Source organism: Shigella dysenteriae (genome assembly GCF_022354085.1).
Lineage (GTDB): Bacteria > Pseudomonadota > Gammaproteobacteria > Enterobacterales > Enterobacteriaceae > Escherichia > Escherichia coli.
Genome location: NZ_CP055055.1, coordinates 3079660 through 3103250 on the forward strand (window position 1 = coordinate 3079660; position 23591 = coordinate 3103250).

A 23591-nucleotide genomic window follows, 5' to 3' on the forward strand; every position below is an offset into this window, starting at 1 on the left:
CGACACAGCACCAGCATGTTCTTGTACAGCAACTTAACGCGGCACATTTGCGGGATCGCAATAGTCCAGAAAGCGCCGTAGCGCGTTGGAAAGGTGTTTTTGCCGATGATGTATACGCCACAACGTACGCATCAGGCGCGGCAGAGGGACCGCAACTTCACTTAATGTGCCTGCCTGCAATTGATCTTCAATCACACGTCGCGACAGGCAACTAATTCCCAACCCATGACGCACCGCATGTTTGATTGCCTCGGAGTTACCTAATTCCATCGCCATCTCAAACTTCGGTAAATGTGACAGCAACAGATAATCGACAATCTCCCGCGTGCCGGAACCGCGTTCACGCAGGATCCACGGCGCAGCGGCCAGCTGTTCTAAGGTGACCGGACCACGGGCCAACGGCGAAGTCGGCGCGGCGAAAACCACCAGCTCGTCTTCCAGCCACGGTTCAGAAATGATTTCAGTGCTGTGGCACGGTCCTTCAATAAAGCCAATATCAACGCGGAAATCCAGCACCGCTTGCATCACGTCCTGGCTGTTCCCAACGCTAAGTTCAATCGGCAACTGCGGATAATCATGGCGATAACGGGCGATAACTGCAGGCAGAATGTAGTTACCGATGGTACTACTGGCATAGATACGAATCGCGCCGTTGTCTTCGCGAAACAGTTGTTCGATTTCAACCGCCTGTTCAAGCAATGCCAACGCACGCGGATAGAGCAGCCGCCCGTGTTCATTAACAACCAGTCTTTTCCCCACGCGATCAAACAGTTGCACGCCAAGCTGCCCTTCCAGGTCGGTCAAGGCTGCGCTCACTGCTGATTGCGACAACGCCAGCATCACCGACGCCTGGGTGGTTGATCCACTTTTCAATACTTCTGCAAAAACTTCCAACTGCCGGAGGGTGATGTGCATAGTCGCTTACCACTTATAAAGATTAATTATAAATATATAATCAATTTTATTTTTAAACCAGTTAGTCGTAACCTTATGCCCGGTTAAAGGAGAGGGTTATGACGAATATCACCTTACAGAAACAACATCGTACACTGTGGCATTTTATTCCGGGGTTAGCCCTGAGTGCAGTTATCACCGGGGTCGCCCTGTGGGGTGGTTCCATTCCCGCGGTTGCGGGTGCCGGGTTTAGTGCCCTCACCCTCGCAATCTTGTTGGGGATGGTTTTAGGCAACACCATCTATCCGCACATCTGGAAAAGCTGTGACGGTGGTGTGCTGTTTGCCAAGCAATATTTATTACGTCTGGGTATCATTCTTTATGGCTTCCGTCTGACGTTCTCGCAAATTGCCGATGTCGGTATCAGTGGGATCATCATTGACGTGTTGACGCTGTCCAGTACCTTCCTGCTGGCTTGCTTCCTGGGGCAGAAAGTGTTTGGTCTGGATAAGCACACCAGCTGGTTGATCGGTGCCGGTAGCAGTATCTGTGGTGCTGCCGCGGTACTGGCGACTGAGCCGGTAGTGAAAGCGGAAGCCAGTAAAGTAACCGTGGCTGTTGCAACCGTTGTTATCTTCGGGACCGTCGCGATTTTCCTCTACCCGGCGATATATCCGCTGATGTCTCAATGGTTTAGTCCGGAAACTTTCGGTATCTACATTGGTTCTACTGTGCACGAAGTGGCGCAGGTGGTGGCGGCAGGTCATGCCATCAGCCCGGATGCGGAAAACGCAGCAGTTATTTCCAAAATGCTGCGCGTGATGATGCTGGCTCCGTTCCTCATCCTGCTGGCGGCGCGTGTTAAACAGCTGTCTGGGGCGAACAGCGGCGAGAAAAGCAAAATCACTATTCCGTGGTTTGCCATCTTGTTCATCGTAGTTGCCATCTTTAACTCGTTCCACCTGTTACCGCAGAGCGTGGTGAACATGCTGGTAACGCTGGATACCTTCCTGCTGGCAATGGCGATGGCGGCGCTGGGTCTGACCACTCACGTCAGCGCGCTGAAAAAAGCTGGGGCGAAACCTCTGCTGATGGCACTGGTACTGTTTGCCTGGCTGATTGTTGGTGGTGGTGCGATTAACTATGTGATTCAAAGCGTCATCGCATAAACCACTACATCTTGCTCCTGTTAACCCGCTATCATTACCGTTTTCCTCCAGCGGGTTTAACAGGAGTCCTCGCATGAAATACATTGGAGCGCACGTTAGTGCTGCTGGCGGTCTGGCAAATGCCGCAATTCGCGCCGCCGAAATCGACGCAACCGCGTTTGCCTTGTTCACCAAAAACCAACGTCAGTGGCGTGCCGCACCGCTCACGACGCAAACCATCGATGAATTCAAAGCCGCCTGTGAAAAATATCACTACACATCGGCGCAAATTCTTCCCCACGACAGTTATCTGATTAACCTCGGACATCCGGTCACTGAAGCTCTGGAAAAATCGCGCGATGCCTTTATAGATGAAATGCAGCGTTGCGAACAACTAGGGCTTTCTTTGCTCAACTTCCACCCTGGCAGCCATCTGATGCAGATTTCAGAAGAGGATTGCCTTGCGCGTATTGCCGAATCCATCAACATTGCGCTGGATAAAACTCAAGGTGTGACCGCGGTGATTGAAAACACCGCCGGTCAGGGCAGTAACTTAGGGTTTAAATTCGAACATCTCGCGGCGATTATCGACGGCGTGGAAGATAAATCCCGTGTCGGCGTCTGCATTGATACCTGCCATGCTTTCGCTGCCGGGTATGATTTGCGTACTCCAGCCGAATGCGAGAAAACGTTCGCTGATTTTGCCCGTATTGTCGGCTTTAAGTATCTGCGCGGGATGCACCTTAACGATGCGAAAAGCACCTTTGGCAGCCGCGTTGACCGCCATCATAGCCTCGGTGAAGGCAATATCGGTCATGATGCGTTCCGCTGGATCATGCAGGACGACCGTTTCGACGGCATTCCGCTGATCCTTGAAACCATCAACCCGGATATCTGGGCAGAAGAGATCGCCTGGCTGAAAGCGCAACAAACTGAAAAAGCGGTAGCCTGAAGATGAATAACCGGGAAAAGGAGATCCTTGCAATTTTACGGCGTAACCCGCTGATTCAGCAGAACGAAATTGCGGACATGCTGCAAATCAGTCGTTCGCGCGTTGCGGCGCATATTATGGATTTAATGCGCAAAGGCCGGATTAAAGGCAAAGGTTACATTCTCACCGAGCAGGAATACTGCGTAGTGGTGGGGACAATCAATATGGATATTCGCGGGATGGCGGATATCCATTACCCGCAAGCGGCTTCTCATCCCGGTACAATTCATTGCTCGGCAGGCGGCGTTGGACGCAATATCGCCCACAATCTGGCGCTGTTAGGCCGCGACGTCCATTTGCTTTCAGTGATTGGCGATGACTTTTATGGCGAAATGCTCCTGGAAGAAACGCGCCGCGCCGGCGTGAATGTCTCCGGCTGCGTTCGTTTACATGGTCAAAGCACATCGACGTATCTGGCAATTGCCAATCGAGACGATGAAACCGTGCTGGCGATTAACGATACCCATCTGCTGGAACAGTTATCGCCGCAATTATTGAACGGGTCGCGCGATTTACTTCGTCATGCGGGCGTGGTACTGGCTGATTGCAACCTGACAGCCGAGGCGCTGGAATGGGTCTTTACCCTCGCTGGTGAGATCCCGGTGTTTGTCGATACCGTTTCAGAATTCAAAGCGGGCAAAATCAAACACTGGCTGGCGCATATTCACACCCTGAAACCCACTTTACCGGAGCTGGAAATTTTATGGGGACAGGCGATCACCAGCGATGCTGACCGTAATGCTGCAGTGAATGCGTTGCATCAGCAAGGTGTTCAGCAACTGTTTGTTTATTTGCCCGATGAGTCAGTTTATTGCAGCGAAAAGGATGGAGAACAATTTTTGCTGACCGCACCAGCGCATACGACAGTAGACAGTTTTGGTGCTGACGATGGTTTTATGGCGGGCCTGGTATATAGCTTTCTGGAAGGAAACAATTTCCGTGACAGCGCCCGTTTTGCGATGGCCTGCGCGGCAATTTCACGCGCCAGCGGCAGCTTAAACAACCCTACCCTGTCTGCCGATAACGCGCTTTCATTAGTGCCAATGGTGTAACAATGTTGCCGGATTCGACGCTTGACCGCATCTTATCCGGCTCATAAATCGCACACTACGCTAAACCAATAAAGAACCCGGCAATGGTGGCACTCATCAGGTTAGAAAGTGTCGCCGCCGCCAGCGCGCGTAAACCAAGCTGGGCGATTTCCGGCGCACGGTGTGGCGCAACCGCAGAAAACGCCCCCACCACCACCCCGATAGAACCAAAGTTAGCGAAACCGCACAACGCGAAGGAAATAATCGCCACGGTTTTAGCATCCAGAGTGCCAGCCGTTTGCAGATAGGGTGAGAAATTGAGATAAGCGACAAATTCATTTATTGCCAGTTTCTGTCCAATCAAACTCCCGGCAAGATTCGCATCAGTCCAGTCAACACCCATTACCCACGCCAGTGGGGCCAGCAGATAACCTAAAATGGACTCCAGCGAGGCATGTTCAAAACCAAACCAGCCGCCAACGCCGCCGATAATACCGTTAATTAACGCAATGATGGCAACAAATGCCATCACCACTGTTGCCACACCCGCAGCGATTTTCAGCCCGGTCATCGCCCCTGTCGCTGCCGCTTCAATAATGCTTTTTGGCGGTGTTTCGGTGAAAGAGAGGTTATTAAAGGAAACCTGTGAAGATTCCGTAGCCGGGCTTAGCATGCGGGCAAACAAGATCCCGCCGGGGATCGCCATTAACGATGCCGCCAGCAAATATTCCACAGGCACACCCAGTGCGGCGTAACCAATCATTGTCGAACCAGCAATCGAGGCCATGCCACTACAAATCGCTGTAAATAATTCATTGCGATTCAGCCGATCGATAAAGGGTTTGACGATTGCCGGAATTTCGTTTTGCCCGAGGAAAATGGTAGTGACCGCGACGAATGACTCGATCTTGCTGATATTTAATGCTTTCTGGAATATACCGCCGAGAATGCGAATTAAGATCCCCATCACACCGATGTAATAGAGAATACTCACCAGCGCGGTGACGAAGATAATTGCCGGTAATACTCTGAAACCAAAGATAAATCCTGCGCCATCAAATAAGGTGTCCATTTTCGGTCCGACCAGAGAACCGAAGATAAATGCGCTACCCGCGTCGCTGTACGCCATCACTTTATGCACGCCAAAAGCGACTTTTTCAGCGACCCAACGCCCTGGCGGTAACCAAAGCATAATGCCGCCAATCACAACCTGTAACACTAACGCCGCGCCAACGGTACGCAGGCTGATCTTCTTCTTGTTTACTGACAGCAAAAATGCAATTGCCAGCAATACCACCATTCCCAGAACACTTCTCATGACATCCATAGTGATTATCTCTTCATGTCATATTGGGCGACGGCTTTCTGCCCATCAGAAATAGCCGGGCCTGCATCTTGCGCTATCGGCCCGGCTTGTTATCAACGCTTAATGGGTTTTGATGTAGCCGCGCACGCACTCTTCGACTAAGCCCCAGAACCAGTCGGTATCAATAGTGATGCCGACTTTGGTATTGGCGGGCTTGCCAAGAACGCCCAGCTCGTCGCAGACGGTGCGCCCATAGCAAGGGCCACTGTTGACGTCCACTTCGACGTACATCTCCTGGGTTTTAATGCCATCAGGGTTAATCAGATAACCGATGCAGGTGGCGTCGTGCACCGGGCCGCCAGCCAGGCCGTAGTTTTCGAACTGCGTTTTGAGAGTGAAGTTCATGATGTCGCTGAACAGCTCTCCGGCAGGGCCGCCTGCCCTTTCCATCCGTGCAATCACGTCCGGGGTGCAAACGGTCTGGTTGGTGAGATCGAGGCCCATCATCACTAATGGAACGCCGGAGGTGAACACCACGCGGGCTGCTTCCGGATCAGCAAAGATGTTGAACTCGGCAGATGGCGTGAAGTTGCCTGTACCGTAAGCGCCGCCCATTAGCACAATTTCACGGATTTTGGGCAGGATCGCGGGTTGCATACGCATTGCCACCGCGATATTTGAAAGCGGACCAACCGGCACCAGAGTGATATCGCCATCGCTTGCCATCAGGGTATCAATGATGTATTTCACCGCGTGGGTACTTTCTGCCTGGCGGGTCAGCGGCTCGAATACCGGGCCATCCAGTCCGGTTTCACCGTGAATATTATCGGCAACGATTTGTTTACGCATAATGGGTTGCGGCATCCCCGCATAAACCGGAACATTAATCTCCAGTTTCTGGCAAACATTCAGGCCATTAATTAATGTTTTATCAAGCGTCTGATTACCCGCTACAATAGTGATGCCTAATAAATCTATTGCCGGATGTTTCGCTGCCATCATCATTGCAATAGCATCATCATGACCCGGATCACAATCCAGAATAATTTTTCTCTTTTCCATTGTTTATTTCCTCTGTTTCCAGTTGCGTTATTTTTTCTACAGCAAAGAAAATTCGACCGGGCCGATGATTGAATCTTACCAACCGCGTACGTATGCTAAATATGAGAAATCTCATAGCGGATAAACATCGTGAAAGAAATCCACAATAATGATCTTAAGCAGCAATTGATGAGTGAATCCGCGTTTAAGGATTGCTTTTTAACGGATGTTTCAGCCGATACGCGGCTGTTTCATTTTTTAGCGCGTGACTACATTGTGCAGGAAGGGCAACAGCCGTCCTGGCTGTTTTACCTGACGCGAGGCCGCGCCAGGCTTTACGCCACGCTAGCTAATGGTCGCGTGTCGCTGATCGATTTCTTTGCCGCCCCCTGTTTTATTGGCGAGATTGAGTTAATCGACAAAGACCATGAACCGCGTGCGGTGCAGGCTATTGAAGAGTGTTGGTGCCTTGCGCTCCCTATGAAACATTACCGCCCGCTGTTATTAAACGACACGCTATTTTTACGAAAACTCTGCGTCACCTTAAGTCATAAAAATTATCGTAATATTGTTTCTTTAACTCAGAATCAATCATTTCCGTTAGTTAATCGCCTGGCAGCTTTTATATTACTCTCGCAGGAAGGTGATCTTTATCACGAAAAGCATACGCAAGCGGCAGAGTATTTAGGCGTTTCTTATCGACATCTTTTATATGTTCTCGCGCAATTCATTCACGACGGTTTATTAATTAAAAGCAAGAAAGGATATCTAATTAAAAACAGAAAGCAGTTGTCAGGGCTGGCGCTGGAGATGGACCCGGAGAATAAATTCTCCGGGATGATGCAGTAAAAATTATTTGCAATAGCACGATTGCCGGATGCAACGCTTGATGCGTTTTATCCGGTCTACAAATTGAGCATTACGCCAGACCAATAAAGAACCCGGCAATAGTCGCACTCATCAGGTTGGAAAGCGTTGCTGCTGCCAGCGCCCGTAAACCAAGCTGAGCGATTTCCGGTGCACGTTTTGGCGAAATAGCCGAAAATGCGCCAACGACAACACCGATAGAACCAAAGTTAGCAAAACCACAAAGCGCAAAGGAGATAATCGCAATGGTTTTCACTTCCAGCGTGCCGCCCGTTTGCAGGTATGGGGAGAAACTCAGGTAAGCGACGAATTCGTTAATCGCCAGTTTCTGCCCAATCAGGCTACCCGCAAGGTTGGCATCACTCCAGTCCACACCCATGATCCACGCCAGCGGTGCCAGCACATAGCCAAAAATACTTTCCAGAGAAGCATTGGTAAAACCAAACCAGCCGCCAATTCCGCCGATAATGCCATTAATCAGCGCAATAATTGCGACAAACGCCATTACCACCGTCGCCACACCGGCGGCGATTTTCAACCCGGTCATCGCACCGCTCGCCGCCGCTTCGATAAAGCTTTTTGGCGGCGTTTCACTGAACGACAGATTTTCAAATGTGACCTGCGAAGGCTCGGTTGCCGGACTAAGAATACGTGCAAACAAAATACCGCCGGGGATCGCCATCAGCGATGCCGCCAACAGGTAGTCAATTGGTACGCCCATTCCGGCATAACCAATCATCATCGAACCCGCAATGGACGCCATCCCGCTACAAATTGCGGTAAACAACTCGTTGCGATTCATGCGATCGATAAACGGTTTAACGATCGCCGGGATCTCATTTTGCCCGAGGAAAATAGTGGTAACCGCAACAAAAGATTCGATTTTGCTGATGTTGAGGGCTTTCTGGAAAATGCTGCCAAGGATGCGAATCAGCAGCCCCATCACGCCAATGTAGTACAGCAAACTAATGAGCGCAGTGACGAAGATAATCGCCGGGAGTACGCGAAAGGCGAAGATAAAACCCGCACCGTCAAAGAGGACATCCATTTTCGGCCCGACCAGCGAACCAAAAATGAAGGCGCTACCGGCATCACTGTAAGACATCACTTTATGAACGCCTAATGCCGCCTGTTCTACAGCCCACTTTCCCGGCGGAAAATAGAGCATGATGCCACCAATAGCAATTTGCAGCAGTAGTGCGGCTCCAACCGTACGCAAACTGATGCTCTTTTTATTCACTGACAACAGAAATGCTATTGCCAGTAACACCACCATCCCCACAACACTTCTCATTATGTCCATAATGATTTTCCCTTCATGCCAGTAAACCCGGCGTCAGCGCCAGGTTTTGGTATGTTTGATGAGTACGGGCGACGGCTTTCTGCCCGTCAGAAATTAACCCGCGAGACGCTGGTATTCTTTGGCAATTTCACTCGCCAGAATGGCGTTGTTGAACACCAGTTGGATGTTGGATTTCAGGCTGTCACCGCCGGTCAGCTCAGCAACGCGCGCCAGCAGGAATGGCGTACTTTCTTTACCAATAACACCCTGCGCTTCAGCTTCAGCTACCGCCTGATCGATCGCCGCATTGATAGTGTGTTCTGGCATCGCAAACTGTTCCGGGATCGGGTTCGCTACCACGAGGCCACCGTTCAGCCCGCTTTGCCATTTCACCGCCATTGCACGGGCAATTTCGCTGGCGCTGTCGAGACGAATGCTGACGTCAAACGGGCTGGTGCGGCAGAAAAACGCAGGCAGCGCTTTAGTCTGATAGCCAATTAACGGCACACCGAAGGTTTCTAAATACTCAGTGGTTAATCCTAAATCGAGAATAGATTTCGCCCCGGCACAAACAACGGTGACATTAGTATTTGCCAGTTCTTGCAAATCGGCAGAAATATCGAAGGTATGTTCCGCCCCGCGATGAACACCACCAATTCCCCCGGTGGCAAATACTTTAATTCCGGCAAGCGCCGCAATAATCATCGTTGAAGCCACAGTGGTTGCGCCATTTTTTCCGGCGGCAACAACAAAAGGTAAATCGCGACGACTAACTTTGGTCACGTTATGCCCTTCACGACCCAGTAATTCAATTTCATCTTTGCTTAAACCCACTTTCATCACGCCACCAATAATGGCGATAGTGGCAGGTACTGCGCCCTGTTTACGAATAGTTTCTTCAACTTCAATTGCGGTCTGGGCATTTTGTGGGAACGGCATCCCGTGAGAAATAATGGTCGATTCCAGCGCCACAACCGGTTTTTTGTTTTTTAAAGCGTCCTGCACTTCCGGGGAAATTTGTAATAATTCAGGGGAAATTTTTAATTCAGACATTCTGCGTTCTCCACTAACGATATAACGTTGGCAATCGATAAATCGGGGTTATTGGTGTATTCACAGGAGAGCGCCATTGACGAACATCCCTGTGCGAAACGAACAGATTCGGCAAACGGCATTCCGTCTACCCAACACGAAGCAAGTCCCGCCATCATGGCATCGCCCGCTCCGGTAACATTAATAACATTGGTTTTGATCGGGGCAGACCAGCCACTTTCACCGCTGATATCACTGTAATAAACGCCATCGCCGCCCATGCTCAATACCAGTCGGTTCAGGCCATGTTGATGGAACCAGGCAGCAACTTTTGCCACATCTTCACGCCCTGACAGCGCAATCCCACTCAGGGTTTCCGCTTCAAGGCGGTTTGGCTTCAGAGTGTGGATCTGATTTAGACGGTCGCGCACTTTGACACATTTCCACGCTGAAACCGGATCGACAAATACGGGTACGTTGGCAGCATTATCCAGAATCCATGCCAGTGCCTCTTCACTGATATTACAGTCCGCGACAATGACCTTTGCCCTCTGAATAAATTCACGGTGCTGTGCGAGATATTCAGCTGTAATAGCGTTGCTAATATTCATGTCATTTATAGCAACCAGCATTTCACCGGTATTATCGAGTAATGATAAATAGCTCGACGTATTTTCTCCCGGCACAATCAGGCATTTATCGACATAAACGCCAGATTGATTGGTTTGCGTTAGCAGCGATTGGCCATAAAAATCACTGCCTACGGCGCTCAGTAGCCAGGCTTTATTACCCAGCAACGCCAGGTTTTGTGCAATATTGCGCCCTACCCCACCAGGCGTAAATTTTATTTTACCTGGATTTGAATCCGCATAATTTAATGATTCATGTGAATATCCGGCGACATCAATATTCGCCGAGCCTATAATTACGACATAATCCTTTTCGCGCATAGCACGTCCTCTGGTAAAAAATTACCAACCCTGTCAATCCACAAGAATATAGATACTGCAAAGACGGTTTAAACATGTGTTCATATTTAAACATGTGCTCATAGTATGCATGTTTTACGTAAAGTAAATTGCCGCCAGAGAGGCAAAGCGGGCAGATTTGAGCAGGCTCACAAAATGCGATTAAATGTCAGAATTACAAAAGCGAGGAATTTGTGACGGGATGCACAGAACAGGAACACTAAAAAAGGGCAGAAAATAATCTGCCCTTGAGGAAATAACCTTAGTGTTTGATGAACGTTTCAGGTTTCTACTAAAAGATAAAACCATTTAAATTCATAAAATTACATTCACAAACCGGTCATTCTCTTTGCGCTCATCCAATGATACAGGGCAGGAAATTTCTGCCCTGTAACACACCTTTTATTACGCGGCTTTCGCTACTGCGTCCACTTCCGGACGTTTCAGGAAGGCATAGGCCAAACCCGCCACCAGCGTACCGGCAATAATTGCTACCAGGTAACCCAGTACCGGCGTAATAGCGCCAGGGATCAGCAGAACAAATAGACCACCGTGCGGTGCCATCAGTTTCGCACCAATCGCCATTGAGATTGCGCCAGTCAGCGCCCCACCAACGATACAACACGGCAGCACACGCATCGGATCACGAGCAGCAAACGGAATTGCACCTTCCGAAATAAAGCACAGACCAAGAACCAGAGCGGCTTTGCCACCTTCCTGCTGCGCTTTGTCGAATTTGCGACGCGCCACCATTGTTGCCAGACCCATTGCCAGCGGTGGCACCATACCTGCCGCCATAATCGCCGCCATCGGGCCATAGGTTTGAGTACTCAGCAGACCCACACCGAATGCGTACGCTGCTTTATTTACCGGTCCGCCCATGTCAGTACACATCATGCCACCGAGGATCGCCCCCAGCAGAACCGCATTCGCAGTCCCCATGGTCTGCAGCCAGTGAGTCAACCCTTCGAGAATGCCAGCAACCGGTTTACCGATCAGGTAGATCATCGCCAGACCGACCACCAGACTGGAAATTAGCGGAATGATCAGGATCGGTTTCAGCGCCTCCATACTCTGTGGCAGTTTCAGTTGCGTACTGATTAACTTCGCAATGTAACCAGCCAGGAAGCCCGCAATAATACCGCCAATGAAGCCAGAACCGGTGCTGACCGCCAGCATACCGCCAATCAGACCCGGCGTGAGACCCGGACGATCGGCAATGGAGAAGGCAATGTAACCTGCCAGTACCGGCACCATCAGCGCAAAGGCTGAACCACCACCAATCTGCATCAGCGCCGCTGCCAACGTACCCGGCTCTTTAAACGCTTCGATACCAAAAGCAAAAGAAAGCGCGATACACAGACCACCTGCAACGACCATCGGCAGCATGTAAGAGACGCCCGTCAGCAAGTGACGGTATGCGCCTGCACTCTCTTTCTTACCTTCAGAGGTCGCCGTTTGAGCTTTGCCCGCCGGTTCATACGGCGTTGCTTCAGCAACCGCTTTATCCAGTTCCTGCGCGGTTTTCTTCAGCGCCAGACCGGTAGAGGTACGATACATCGGTTTACCAGCAAATTTCGCCAGATCCACTTCGATATCTGCCGCCACAATCACCAGATCCGCTGCGGCTACTTCTTCGGGGGTGATTGCATTACCCGCACCAACAGAACCACGGGTTTCAACTTTCACCCACCAGCCACGTTTTTTCGCTTCGGTTTCAATGGCTTCAGCCGCCATAAAGGTGTGTGCTACGCCAGTCGGGCAAGCAGTCACCGCAACTACGCGTTTCGGACCGCTGGCGGCAACCGGTGCTGTCGCAGCGACCGGCGCAGTGTAAGGTTTCGCATGGCCTTTGGCTTCACTCAGGAACAGCTCAGGGTGCGCAACTGCCCGGGAAATATCGCCCAGCCAGACATTTTTACCGTTCAGCGCGCTGTCATTCGGGATGGAATCACCGAGAACAATCGCCATTTCTGCGTCGTTCGGATTGTCGATGATTTCCAGTTTTGCTTTTCGCGCCGCCGCGCCCAGCAGGGTCTTCGCCATATAGGCGCGTGCCTGACCGAGATTAGCGTCAATAATCAGCAGCGTTTTCATTATGCCTCTCCTGCTGTCAGTTAAAAGGTTGTAAGTCGACGCGCGCCATCATTGCGGCCAACTGCGGACGATCGGTAATACCCACATTGCTTTGACTTACCGCCAGGGCTGCAACAGCAGTCGCCAGACGCAGTGTGTGTTCACTGGATTCACGCATTAGCAAGCCATAAATCAGGCCACCAACCATAGAATCCCCTGCGCCAACGGTGCTTACGACATCGACTGACGGTGGTTTGGCGATCCATTCGCCGGAGGCATTAACCCAAAGCGCGCCTTCGGCACCCAGTGAAATAACGACATGCGCAATACCTTGTTCACGCAGCGCATGCGCAGCTTCAATCACATCTTTCATTTCAGGCAGTTTACGGCCTGCCCAGATTTCCAGCTCGCGGCGGTTAGGTTTCACCAGCCACGGTGCCGCTTTCAAACCTGCTACTAACGCTTCACGGCTACTATCAAAGATAATGCAAGGGCACTGACTACGCAGGCGAGTCATCCAGTCGGTGAACGCTTCCGGGCTGACGCCTGACGGTAAGCTTCCGCTGACACAGACCATATCGAACTGACCGAGCCAGCTCAGAGAATCAGTCACAAAGCGTTCCCAGTCGGCGGGGGTGACTTCAAAACCCGAGAAGTTGAAGTCGGTCACTTCGCCGTCTTTTTCCGTCAGCTTAACGTTAATTCGGGTGCGCCCCTGTACAACCTGGAAACGGTTGGCAATGCCCAGCTCGCTGAACAGTTGCTGAAAACCATCCTGATTGTCTTTACCGAGGAAGCCGCCAACGGTGACATCAATTCCCAGGTCTTTTAATACTTTGGCCACGTTGATGCCTTTACCCGCCGCATGCAGACCGGTGGTTTTCACCAGGTTCACTTCGCCGCGTTCAATTTCCGGGCAGAAACCAACAAGGTCATAAGCCGGATTAAGGGTGATAGTAGCAACACGTCTGCTCATTATGCGCCCTCCCCAAGACCAGCAGCGATAGCGTCGCCGATTGCTTTCAGCGCCTGTTCAGCATCTGCACCCTGGGCGGTAAAGCGTAGGCGATGACCTTTCTTAACGCCAAGTGCCACAACTTTCATCAGACTACGTCCGTTTGCCGGTTTGCCGGTGCCATCAAGGTTTGTCACGGTAATATCACTGTTAAATTGTTTAATGGTGTTGACCAGCATGGTACCTGGACGAGCATGCAGGCCGTGTTCATTGCGCACCACAAACTCCGCGCTTAACACGTCGTCGGTCGGCGCATCATCGCTGGTCAGCAGCGCCAGCAACGTTGCCGCATCCGCTTTCAGCAAGCGGTCAGCTTTATTGTCGAGCAACAAATCAGCGAGACGCTTAAGAACCGCAATGGGCTGATCGTCATTCATCGCCACACTCACCAGCATGGCTGCCGTTTCGCCGTCCACATCAAAAGCATTTGCCGCACGGCTTACCGCAATCGCGCTACGCAGATTGCCTTCGGCGCTATCGCTCAGCCAGATGCCCTGTCCGAGGTTCAGCGGTTGTTCATTGATGGCTTTGGTGACGAAAGTGGCGTCAACTGCCCCCGCCTCTTTCAGACGCGCAGCGTTCAGCGCCTGAAGAGTTAGCAGATCGCTGGCGACGATATCCAACGTCAGCATTTCGTTGTCGAGCTTCAGCTGCTCACTCTGCTTTTCGCCCATCAGCAATGCGCGAAGTTCTTCTGCTGTTGTTGCTGACTTCAGTTGTTCAGCAACGGAATCATCGCTCAGTACGTGGGTCAGCTGGCGTAGCAGGCCCAGATGCTCATCCGAGCTCGCAGCAATACCGATCGCTACGTACGCTACCTGACCGTCACCCCAAGTGACGCCTTCCGGGAACTGAAATACCTGAACGCCGGTTTTCAGCACCTGATCGCGGGTGTCGGTAGTGCCGTGTGGAATAGCAATACCATTGCCGAGGAACGTTGAGGTTTGCTGTTCGCGCGCCAGCATGCCATTGACGTAGCCTTCTGCTACATTACCGGCCTGCACCAGCGCCGCAGCGACCTGGCGAATCGCCTCTTCTTTGTCTCCGGCCTTTTCGCCCGGATGGATGTCCTGTACGGATAACTGGAACATAGTTCTCCTCTCTTGCTGAATTGAAACGATTCAGCTTCTATGAGAAAAAAAGCGCCAACCTGGCTTAGGGTTAAAGACAAGATCGCGCTGAAACGTTTCAAGAAAGCATAATACTTCTGTTTCAGCACGCAAGGAAAGCCGTAAAGTTATGAGCAAAAGTTTGATGTGCTGCACAATTTTTTGTCATTTTTCCTAATTGCTGATGGGAAAATCCGTTATCAGCAATTTCATTTCAGCAGCGTCAGCAGCCAATCAGCAACAGTGAAATGGCATTTTGATTATTCGTGGCGCTTTTGATTTCGCTGTCTGTTTATTTTCTGACAAGCAGCGTAAACTCCGCGTCTTCCTCTTCCAGTGATCGACCAGCATGCATAACTCCCCCGCAGTCTCCAGCGCGAAATCGTTTGACCTGACCTCGACGGCGTTTTTAATCGTTGCCTTTCTCACCGGTATTGCGGGCGCTCTGCAAACCCCGACACTCAGTATTTTTCTTACCGATGAAGTACATGCCCGTCCGGCGATGGTGGGATTCTTCTTTACCGGCAGCGCTGTCATTGGGATTCTGGTGAGTCAGTTTCTCGCCGGGCGCTCTGATAAGCGCGGCGATCGCAAATCGCTGATTGTCTTTTGCTGCCTGTTAGGCGTGCTGGCCTGCACCCTTTTTGCCTGGAATCGCAACTACTTTGTTTTGCTATTCGTTGGCGTCTTTCTTAGCAGCTTTGGCTCGACCGCTAACCCGCAAATGTTTGCCCTTGCCCGTGAACATGCCGACAAAACCGGACGTGAGGCGGTGATGTTCAGCTCTTTTTTACGCGCTCAGGTTTCACTGGCATGGGTCATTGGCCCACCGCTGGCTTATGCCTTAGCGATGGGTTTCAGCTTTACGGTAATGTATCTGAGCGCAGCGGTAGCGTTTATTGTTTGCGGTGTGATGGTGTGGCTGTTTTTACCGTCGATGCAAAAAGAGCTTCCGCTGGCGACCGGCACGATCGAAGCGCCGCGCCGTAACCGTCGCGATACGCTGCTGCTGTTTGTCATTTGTACATTGATGTGGGGCTCGAACAGCCTGTACATCATCAACATGCCGCTATTTATTATCAACGAACTGCATCTTCCCGAGAAACTGGCCGGTGTGATGATGGGGACCGCCGCCGGGCTGGAAATCCCGACGATGTTGATTGCCGGATATTTCGCCAAACGTCTGGGTAAGCGTTTCTTAATGCGCGTTGCTGCCGTGGGTGGCGTCTGTTTTTACGCAGGAATGCTGATGGCGCATTCACCTGCCATTCTGTTGGGCTTGCAGCTGCTAAATGCTATTTTTATTGGCATTCTGGGCGGCATCGGGATGCTCTATTTTCAGGATTTGATGCCCGGTCAGGCAGGTTCAGCCACCACGCTCTATACCAACACGTCGCGCGTGGGCTGGATCATCGCAGGATCTGTAGCGGGCATCGTCGCCGAGATCTGGAATTATCACGCTGTGTTCTGGTTTGCGATGGTGATGATTATCGCCACTCTGTTTTGCTTACTGCGGATTAAAGATGTTTAAGGCGCGGTCAGCATTTCCAGATCGATAAGCCAGGTCATTGCCTGCTGACGCGAGTTACCGCACATTTCAGCGCTGGCTTGTAAGCCTGCACAGACTTTCGGCCGCAGTGGCGAGGTGAAAATTTTACAGCGTTGCTGTTCATCAAGCTGAATGCAGGGCGTATTGGCGGGCTTGCCATCTGGCATACCGGGAATAGGGCTGGAAATTGAAGGGGCAGTGCAACACGCCCCGCAACCCGGACGGCATTCCATACGTTGTTCTCTTAAGGTTAACCACCGGATTGATGAGCGCGCACAGTACCACCTTTTTTGCACCAGCAAAAGTGCGAATACCACTTGCCCGAAAGGCCCGTCGCGAGTACTTTGTCGCGATATTTTTGACATTTTCGACTACAGGAATTTTTCGATGCCAAGAGCGAACGAAATTAAAAAAGGTATGGTACTGAATTACAACGGCAAACTGCTGCTGGTTAAGGACATTGATATTCAGTCGCCCACTGCCCGCGGTGCCGCTACGCTGTACAAAATGCGTTTTTCTGATGTCCGTACCGGGCTGAAAGTAGAAGAGCGTTTCAAAGGAGATGATATCGTTGACACCGTGACGCTGACCCGCCGTTACGTTGACTTCTCCTATGTCGATGGCAACGAATATGTCTTTATGGATAAAGAAGACTATACTCCGTATACCTTCACCAAAGATCAGATTGAAGAAGAGTTGCTGTTTATGCCAGAAGGCGGCATGCCGGACATGCAGGTGCTGACCTGGGACGGTCAACTGCTGGCGCTTGAGCTGCCGCAGACCGTTGATCTGGAAATCGTTGAAACCGCACCAGGCATCAAAGGGGCATCTGCCAGCGCCCGTAACAAACCGGCGACATTGAGCACTGGTCTGGTGATTCAGGTACCAGAATACTTAAGCCCGGGCGAAAAAATTCGTATCCATATCGAAGAACGCCGTTATATGGGGCGTGCTGACTAACTTCAGCCGCATGCAGAAAAGGGATAGCTCAGGCTGTCCCTTTTTTAATTTATTATACCAATCTTCTATTTTGCGCTTCCTGAACACCTTATGCCCGCAATTTTCACTCGTTGATTGATCGCCCTCACACTTCATCGCATTAACAATCCAGACCAATTTCAATTGCTGTCATATAACTTTACACTATCATTGTTAATTAATCGTTACTAAGACGTGACTCCTATGAATACAATCGCCTCCGTTACGCTCCCGCATCATGTACACGCTCCACGCTACGATCGCCAGCAGTTGCAATCACGTATCGTTCATTTTGGCTTTGGAGCCTTTCACCGCGCACATCAGGCGTTACTGACCGATCGTGTGCTGAATGCCCAGGGCGGCGACTGGGGGATCTGTGAAATCAGCTTGTTCAGCGGTGATCAACTGATGAGCCAGCTCCGCGCACAGAACCATTTATATACCGTGCTGGAGAAAGGGGCGGACGGCAATCAGGCGATAATCGTCGGTGCCGTTCACGAATGCCTGAATGCAAAACTGGATTCCTTAGCGGCAATTATTGAGAAATTTTGCGAGCCACAGGTGGCAATTGTTTCCCTGACGATTACCGAAAAAGGCTATTGTATTGACCCGGCCACCGGTGCACTCGACACCAGCAATCCGCGGATTATTCACGATCTACAAACCCCTGAAGAACCTCACTCCGCGCCAGGTATTCTCGTCGAAGCACTGAAACGCCGCCGTGAGCGCGGCCTTACACCGTTTACCGTGCTCTCCTGCGACAATATTCCCGACAATGGCCATGTGGTGAAAAACGCGGTGCTGGGAATGGCAGAAAAACGTTCGCCAGAACTCGCCGGGTGGATAAAAGAACACGTCAGTTTTCCGGGAACCATGGTCGACCGCATTGTTCCGGCTGCAACCGCCGAATCACTGGCAGAAATCAGCCAGCATCTGGGGGTAAATGATCCCTGCGCGATTAGCTGCGAACCGTTTATCCAGTGGGTGGTGGAAGATAACTTCGTCGCTGGGCGTCCTGCCTGGGAAGTCGCAGGTGTACAAATGGTGAATGATGTCCTGCCATGGGAAGAGATGAAACTGCGTATGCTTAACGGCAGCCACTCTTTTCTCGCTTATCTGGGTTACCTCTCAGGATTCGCCCATATCAGTGATTGCATGCAGGATCGCGCATTTCGCCATGCCGCCAGAACATTAATGCTGGATGAGCAAGCGCCGACACTGCGGATTAAAGATGTCGATTTAACACAATATGCGGATAAGTTAATTGCACGTTTTGCTAATCCGGCGCTGAAACATAAGACCTGGCAAATCGCGATGGATGGCAGCCAGAAATTACCGCAACGCATGCTGGCAGGTATTCGCATACATCTGGGGCGCGAAACGGACTGGTCGTTGCTGGCATTAGGCGTTGCAGGCTGGATGCGTTACGTCAGCGGCGTTGATGATGCCGGAAATGCCATTGATGTTCGCGATCCGCTTAGCGATAAAATTCGCGAACTTGTTGCGGGCAGCAGCAGTGAACAACGCGTCACCGCCCTGCTTTCCCTGCGTGAAGTTTTCGGTGATGATCTGCCAGATAACCCGCATTTTGTGCAGGCAATCGAACAAGCCTGGCAACAAATCGCGCAGTTCGGCGCGCATCAGGCGCTATTAAACACCCTCAAAATTTAACGATTTCTGCGGTTAAAGCGGATGGAGCATCGCTTCGTCCGCCCTCTCTCTTCTCTTTTCCGGCTTTTTTAGCCAGGATTAACGCACAGTTAACTCATCTGATTATTGCGGAGCCGTTGTGACCAGGACCAACCTCATCACCGGTTTTCTCGGCAGCGGGAAAACAACCTCTATCCTTCATCTGCTAGCCCACAAAGATCCAAACGAAAAATGGGCGGTTCTGGTTAATGAATTTGGGGAAGTCGGAATAGATGGCGCTTTGCTCGCAGATAGTGGCGCATTGCTGAAAGAGATCCCTGGCGGCTGCATGTGTTGCGTCAATGGTTTACCTATGCAGGTGGGGCTGAATACCCTCCTGCGCCAGGGAAAACCTGACCGCTTGCTGATAGAGCCGACCGGACTGGGTCATCCGAAACAGATCCTCGATCTGTTAACCGCGCCGGTCTATGAACCGTGGATCGATCTGCGCGCCACCTTGTGCATTCTCGATCCTCGCCTGCTGCTGGACGAAAAAAGCGTCAGCAATGAAAACTTCCGTGACCAGCTGGCTGCCGCCGACATTATTGTCGCCAATAAATCCGATCGCGCTACACCTGAAAGCGAGCAAGCGTTACAACGTTGGTGGCAGCAAAATGGTGGCGATCGGCAATTAATTCACAGCGCGCATGGGAAAGTTGACGGTCATCTTCTGGATTTGCCGCGTCGCAATTTAGCCGAATTGCCCGCCAGCGCCGCGCATTCTCATCAGCATGGCGTGAAAAAAGGGTTAGCAGCGTTAAGCCTGCCAGAGCATCAACGCTGGCGTCGCAGTCTGAACAGCGGGCAAGGATATCAGGCCTGCGGCTGGATATTCGACGCTGATACGGTATTCGACACCATTGGCATTCTGGAATGGGCGCGACTTGCACCGGTAGAACGCGTCAAAGGCGTGCTGCGTATTCCCGAAGGGCTGGTGCGAATCAACCGTCAGGGCGATGACCTGCACATTGAAACGCAAAACGTTGCGCCACCGGACAGCCGTATTGAGCTGATTTCCAGCAGCGAAGCTGACTGGAATGCCTTGCAGAGCGCGCTGTTGAAGCTTCGTTTAGCGACTACCGCGTAAGGTTGCCTGCGTTTTTCAGTAAGATAATTAGAGAAAATATGATTAAAAATTTGCCGCAAATAGTGTTGTTGAATATTGTCGGCCTCGCGCTGTTTCTTTCCTGGTATATTCCCGTTAATCATGGATTCTGGTTGCCGATTGATGCGGATATTTTTTATTTCTTTAATCAGAAACTGGTCGAAAGTAAGGCCTTTTTGTGGCTGGTTGCATTAACCAACAATCGCGCTTTCGACGGTTGTTCACTGCTGGCGATGGGAATGTTGATGCTGAGTTTCTGGCTGAAAGAAAACGCCCCAGGCAGACGACGTATCGTGATTATTGGTCTGGTCATGCTATTAACTGCAGTGGTATTAAACCAGCTGGGTCAGGCATTAATTCCTGTAAAACGGGCCAGCCCAACATTGACTTTTACCGATATTAACCGCGTCAGCGAACTGCTCTCTGTCCCCACGAAAGATGCCTCACGAGATAGCTTTCCCGGCGATCACGGCATGATGCTGCTTATTTTTTCGGCATTCATGTGGCGTTATTTCGGCAAAGTTGCAGGTCTTATCGCCCTTATTATTTTTGTGGTTTTTGCGTTTCCCAGAGTAATGATTGGCGCACACTGGTTTACTGACATCATTGTCGGTTCGATGACCGTGATATTGATCGGTTTGCCCTGGGTGTTGCTGACGCCATTAAGTGATCGATTAATCACCTTTTTTGACAAATCACTACCGGGAAAAAACAAACATTTCCAAAACAAATAACTCACAGTAATTAACATCATCAGGTTTATTTTTATAGTGAGGATAATCCTGATGATGCGCACCGTGCTTTCATCTATCGAACGCAAAAATCATTCTCTAAGTAAATGAATGGATTGCATGCGTTTCACTCAATCGTACTTTAATTGACCAATCCCGCTTATTAACTTTCTGTATCACTTTTTCTTATAAAAAATCATGTAAAACCGCTCGCCAAGACCGCACCAATCGGGTAATCTCGAACTCGTTTTGCCTCGGCGTTAGATTATCCTCACAGCATATAATTTTGTGCGTTAGTCCACAGATTTGGCCTTAAGGAATTGTTTCAACATGCCCAGGTAATTAGTCTCGTGTCGCTTGGCATTTTTTTATAACGATATTTGTCGTTAAGGACTTCAAGGGAAAACAAACAACATGGTCAAATCTCAACCGATTTTGAGATATATCTTGCGCGGGATCCCCGCGATTGCAGTAGCGGTTCTGCTTTCTGCATGTAGTGCAAATAACACCGCAAAGAATATGCATCCTGAGACACGTGCAGTGGGTAGTGAAACATCATCACTGCAAGCTTCTCAGGATGAATTTGAAAACCTGGTTCGTAATGTCGACGTAAAATCGCGAATTATGGATCAGTATGCTGACTGGAAAGGCGTACGTTATCGTCTGGGCGGCAGCACTAAAAAAGGTATCGATTGTTCTGGTTTTGTACAGCGTACATTCCGTGAGCAATTTGGCTTAGAACTTCCGCGTTCGACTTACGAACAGCAGGAAATGGGTAAATCTGTTTCCCGCAGTAATTTGCGTACGGGTGATTTAGTTCTGTTCCGTGCCGGTTCAACGGGACGCCATGTCGGTATTTATATCGGCAACAATCAGTTTGTCCATGCTTCCACCAGCAGTGGTGTTATTATTTCCAGCATGAATGAACCGTACTGGAAGAAGCGTTACAACGAAGCACGCCGGGTTCTCAGCCGCAGCTAATAAACCGTTTGGATGCAATCCCTTGGCTATCCTGACGAGTTAACTGAAAGCACTGCTTAGGCAGTGCTTTTTTGTTTTCATTCATCAGAGAAAATGATGTTTCCGCGTCTTGATCCAGGCTATAGTCCGGTCATTGTTATCTTTTAAATGTTGTCGTAATTTCAGGAAATTAACGGAATCATGTTCATACGCGCTCCCAATTCTGGACGTAAGCTCCTGCTTACCTGCATTGTTGCAGGCGTAATGATTGCGATACTGGTGAGTTGCCTTCAGTTTTTAGTGGCCTGGCATAAGCACGAAGTCAAATACGACACACTGATTACCGACGTACAAAAGTATCTCGATACCTATTTTGCCGACCTGAAATCCACTACTGACCGGCTCCAGCCGCTGACCTTAGATACCTGCCAGCAGGCTAACCCCGAACTGACCGCCCGCGCGGCGTTTAGCATGAATGTCCGTACGTTTGTGCTGGTGAAAGATAAAAAAACATTCTGTTCATCTGCGACCGGTGAGATGGACATTCCACTCAATGAATTGATTCCGGCGCTCGACATTAATAAAAACGTCGATATGGCGATCTTACCCGGCACGCCGATGGTGCCGAACAAACCCGCAATCGTCATCTGGTATCGCAACCCTTTGCTGAAAAATAGCGGCGTCTTTGCCGCTCTGAATCTCAACCTGACGCCTTCTCTCTTTTATAGTTCAAGGCAGGAAGATTACGATGGCGTCGCCCTCATTATTGGTAATACTGCGCTATCTACCTTTTCTTCACGTTTGATGAACGTTAATGAATTAACCGACATGCCAGTCCGTGAAACTAAAATTGCGGGCATTCCTCTGACCGTTCGGCTTTATGCAGATGACTGGACATGGAACGATGTGTGGTACGCATTTTTACTGGGCGGCATGAGTGGAACTGTCGTTGGCCTGCTCTGCTATTACCTGATGAGCGTACGTATGCGCCCCGGCAGAGAAATCATGACCGCCATCAAGCGCGAACAATTTTACGTGGCGTATCAACCGGTGGTGGATACACAAGCTTTGCGAGTAACGGGCCTGGAAGTACTGCTACGCTGGCGGCATCCTGTCGCGGGAGAAATTCCCCCGGATGCCTTCATTAACTTTGCCGAATCTCAAAAGATGATTGTGCCGCTGACTCAGCACCTGTTTGAGTTAATTGCCCGCGATGCCGCAGAATTAGAAAAAGTGCTGCCGGTAGGCGTCAAATTTGGTATTAACATTGCGCCGGACCATCTGCACAGCGAAAGCTTTAAAGCAGATATCCAGAAACTGCTCACTTCCCTGCCCGCACACCATTTCCAGATTGTGCTGGAAATTACCGAGCGCGATATGCTGAAAGAGCAAGAAGCCACACAACTCTTCGCCTGGCTGCACTCGGTCGGCATAGAAATTGCTATTGATGACTTCGGCACCGGGCACAGCGCGCTTATCTATCTTGAGCGTTTTACGCTCGATTATCTGAAAATTGACCGTGGATTTATCAACGCCATCGGTACGGAAACGATCACTTCACCCGTACTTGACGCGGTGCTGACGCTGGCGAAACGCCTCAATATGCTGACGGTTGCTGAAGGGGTCGAAACGCCGGAACAGGCGCGATGGCTAAGCGAACGCGGCGTTAATTTCATGCAAGGCTACTGGATTAGTCGCCCGTTACCGCTGGACGATTTTGTCCGCTGGCTGAAGAAACCGTATACGCCGCAGTGGTAAGGTGTGCTTACGTCCCTTATTATTCATAGTGAAAGCATGCCGGATTGCGGCTAATGATGAG

Annotated in this window: 21 protein-coding genes; 11 read left to right on the top strand and 10 right to left on the bottom strand. The window is 50.5% G+C overall.

Features of this window, described 5'->3' with window-relative positions:
• Positions 1-33: 33 nt before the first annotated feature.
• On the bottom strand, positions 34-915 hold the full coding sequence (gene yieE, locus HUZ68_RS14825; protein WP_000548294.1) for a DNA-binding transcriptional regulator YeiE: 882 nt from the start codon (positions 913-915) through the stop codon (positions 34-36).
• Between the two features lie 98 nt (positions 916-1013).
• Here yieE and HUZ68_RS14830 point away from each other — a divergent pair, with 98 nt between their 5' ends.
• The 3 genes from HUZ68_RS14830 (at position 1014) to HUZ68_RS14840 (ending at position 4085) form a co-directional block, all read left to right on the top strand.
• On the top strand, positions 1014-2063 hold the full coding sequence (locus HUZ68_RS14830) for a YeiH family protein (RefSeq protein ID WP_000182053.1): 1050 nt from the start codon (positions 1014-1016) through the stop codon (positions 2061-2063).
• A 73-nt stretch (positions 2064-2136) separates the two neighbouring features.
• Positions 2137-2994 carry a deoxyribonuclease IV gene (nfo, locus tag HUZ68_RS14835; RefSeq protein ID WP_000873890.1) on the top strand — a complete coding sequence of 286 codons (858 nt, stop codon included), beginning with the start codon at positions 2137-2139 and terminating at the stop codon, positions 2992-2994.
• Between the two features lie 2 nt (positions 2995-2996).
• The gene (locus HUZ68_RS14840; protein WP_001064972.1) at positions 2997-4085 is read left to right on the top strand and encodes a sugar kinase; all 1089 of its coding nucleotides are present in this window, start codon (positions 2997-2999) and stop codon (positions 4083-4085) included.
• A 55-nt stretch (positions 4086-4140) separates the two neighbouring features.
• On the opposite strand, the gene HUZ68_RS14845 is transcribed toward HUZ68_RS14840, so the two are convergent.
• Both HUZ68_RS14845 and rihB read right to left on the bottom strand, forming a co-directional pair.
• Positions 4141-5391, bottom strand: a complete 1251-nt coding sequence (locus tag HUZ68_RS14845) for a NupC/NupG family nucleoside CNT transporter (protein ID WP_097489610.1) — start codon at positions 5389-5391, stop codon at positions 4141-4143.
• A 99-nt stretch (positions 5392-5490) separates the two neighbouring features.
• Entirely contained in the window at positions 5491-6432 is a 942-nt protein-coding gene (rihB, locus tag HUZ68_RS14850; protein ID WP_000415446.1) for a ribosylpyrimidine nucleosidase, read from the bottom strand.
• 129 nt (positions 6433-6561) lie between these two features.
• Between rihB and HUZ68_RS14855 the strand changes: the two genes are divergently transcribed.
• The gene (locus HUZ68_RS14855; protein ID WP_000658575.1) at positions 6562-7260 is read left to right on the top strand and encodes a transcriptional regulator YeiL; all 699 of its coding nucleotides are present in this window, start codon (positions 6562-6564) and stop codon (positions 7258-7260) included.
• Between the two features lie 70 nt (positions 7261-7330).
• Here the strand turns inward: HUZ68_RS14855 and HUZ68_RS14860 are convergent, their stop codons facing one another.
• The 6 genes from HUZ68_RS14860 to fruB form a co-directional block, all read right to left on the bottom strand.
• Positions 7331-8581, bottom strand: a complete 1251-nt coding sequence (locus tag HUZ68_RS14860; RefSeq protein WP_001389701.1) for a NupC/NupG family nucleoside CNT transporter — start codon at positions 8579-8581, stop codon at positions 7331-7333.
• A gap of 93 nt (positions 8582-8674) precedes the next feature.
• Positions 8675-9613 (bottom strand): pseudouridine-5'-phosphate glycosidase, encoded by a 939-nt coding sequence (gene psuG, locus HUZ68_RS14865; RefSeq protein ID WP_032224464.1) that lies wholly within the window; start codon positions 9611-9613, stop codon positions 8675-8677.
• Positions 9601-10542, bottom strand: coding sequence for a pseudouridine kinase (locus HUZ68_RS14870; protein WP_001208138.1), 942 nt, complete (start codon positions 10540-10542; stop codon positions 9601-9603). The genes psuG and HUZ68_RS14870 overlap by 13 nt, the downstream gene beginning before the upstream one ends.
• Positions 10543-10965: 423 nt before the next feature.
• The gene (gene fruA, locus HUZ68_RS14875) at positions 10966-12657 is read right to left on the bottom strand and encodes a PTS fructose transporter subunit IIBC (RefSeq protein WP_000854439.1); all 1692 of its coding nucleotides are present in this window, start codon (positions 12655-12657) and stop codon (positions 10966-10968) included.
• A gap of 16 nt (positions 12658-12673) precedes the next feature.
• Positions 12674-13612, bottom strand: coding sequence for a 1-phosphofructokinase (gene fruK / locus HUZ68_RS14880; RefSeq protein ID WP_000091263.1), 939 nt, complete (start codon positions 13610-13612; stop codon positions 12674-12676).
• Positions 13612-14742 carry a fused PTS fructose transporter subunit IIA/HPr protein gene (gene fruB / locus HUZ68_RS14885; protein WP_000487246.1) on the bottom strand — a complete coding sequence of 377 codons (1131 nt, stop codon included), beginning with the start codon at positions 14740-14742 and terminating at the stop codon, positions 13612-13614. Before fruB ends, fruK begins: the two co-directional genes overlap by 1 nt.
• A 367-nt stretch (positions 14743-15109) precedes the next feature.
• Here fruB and setB point away from each other — a divergent pair, with 367 nt between their 5' ends.
• Positions 15110-16291: a sugar efflux transporter SetB gene (gene setB / locus HUZ68_RS14890; RefSeq protein WP_069906318.1), complete on the top strand. Its 1182-nt coding sequence runs from the start codon at positions 15110-15112 to the stop codon at positions 16289-16291.
• Here the strand turns inward: setB and HUZ68_RS14895 are convergent.
• A complete protein-coding gene (locus HUZ68_RS14895; protein ID WP_000389030.1) occupies positions 16288-16542 on the bottom strand; it encodes a YkgJ family cysteine cluster protein in 255 nt (84 codons plus the stop codon). The genes setB and HUZ68_RS14895 overlap by 4 nt on opposite strands.
• 154 nt (positions 16543-16696) lie before the next feature.
• On the opposite strand from HUZ68_RS14895, the gene yeiP reads away from it, so the two are divergent.
• The 6 genes from yeiP to HUZ68_RS14925 all read left to right on the top strand — a co-directional run bounded on the left by yeiP (position 16697) and on the right by HUZ68_RS14925 (position 23530).
• Complete coding sequence (gene yeiP / locus HUZ68_RS14900; protein ID WP_001136827.1) at positions 16697-17269, top strand: elongation factor P-like protein YeiP; 573 nt, start codon at positions 16697-16699, stop codon at positions 17267-17269.
• Between the two features lie 222 nt (positions 17270-17491).
• Positions 17492-18958 (top strand): mannitol dehydrogenase family protein, encoded by a 1467-nt coding sequence (locus HUZ68_RS14905; protein ID WP_001613458.1) that lies wholly within the window; start codon positions 17492-17494, stop codon positions 18956-18958.
• 118 nt (positions 18959-19076) lie between these two features.
• Positions 19077-20063: a zinc-binding GTPase YeiR gene (gene yeiR, locus HUZ68_RS14910; RefSeq protein ID WP_094318123.1), complete on the top strand. Its 987-nt coding sequence runs from the start codon at positions 19077-19079 to the stop codon at positions 20061-20063.
• Between the two features lie 38 nt (positions 20064-20101).
• Entirely contained in the window at positions 20102-20815 is a 714-nt protein-coding gene (gene lpxT, locus HUZ68_RS14915) for a Kdo(2)-lipid A phosphotransferase (RefSeq protein WP_000594599.1), read from the top strand.
• Between the two features lie 411 nt (positions 20816-21226).
• Complete coding sequence (mepS, locus tag HUZ68_RS14920) at positions 21227-21793, top strand: bifunctional murein DD-endopeptidase/murein LD-carboxypeptidase (protein ID WP_000241011.1); 567 nt, start codon at positions 21227-21229, stop codon at positions 21791-21793.
• Positions 21794-21973: 180 nt separating this feature from the next.
• The gene (locus tag HUZ68_RS14925) at positions 21974-23530 is read left to right on the top strand and encodes a cyclic di-GMP phosphodiesterase (protein ID WP_000470592.1); all 1557 of its coding nucleotides are present in this window, start codon (positions 21974-21976) and stop codon (positions 23528-23530) included.
• The last annotated feature ends 61 nt before the right edge of the window (positions 23531-23591 follow it).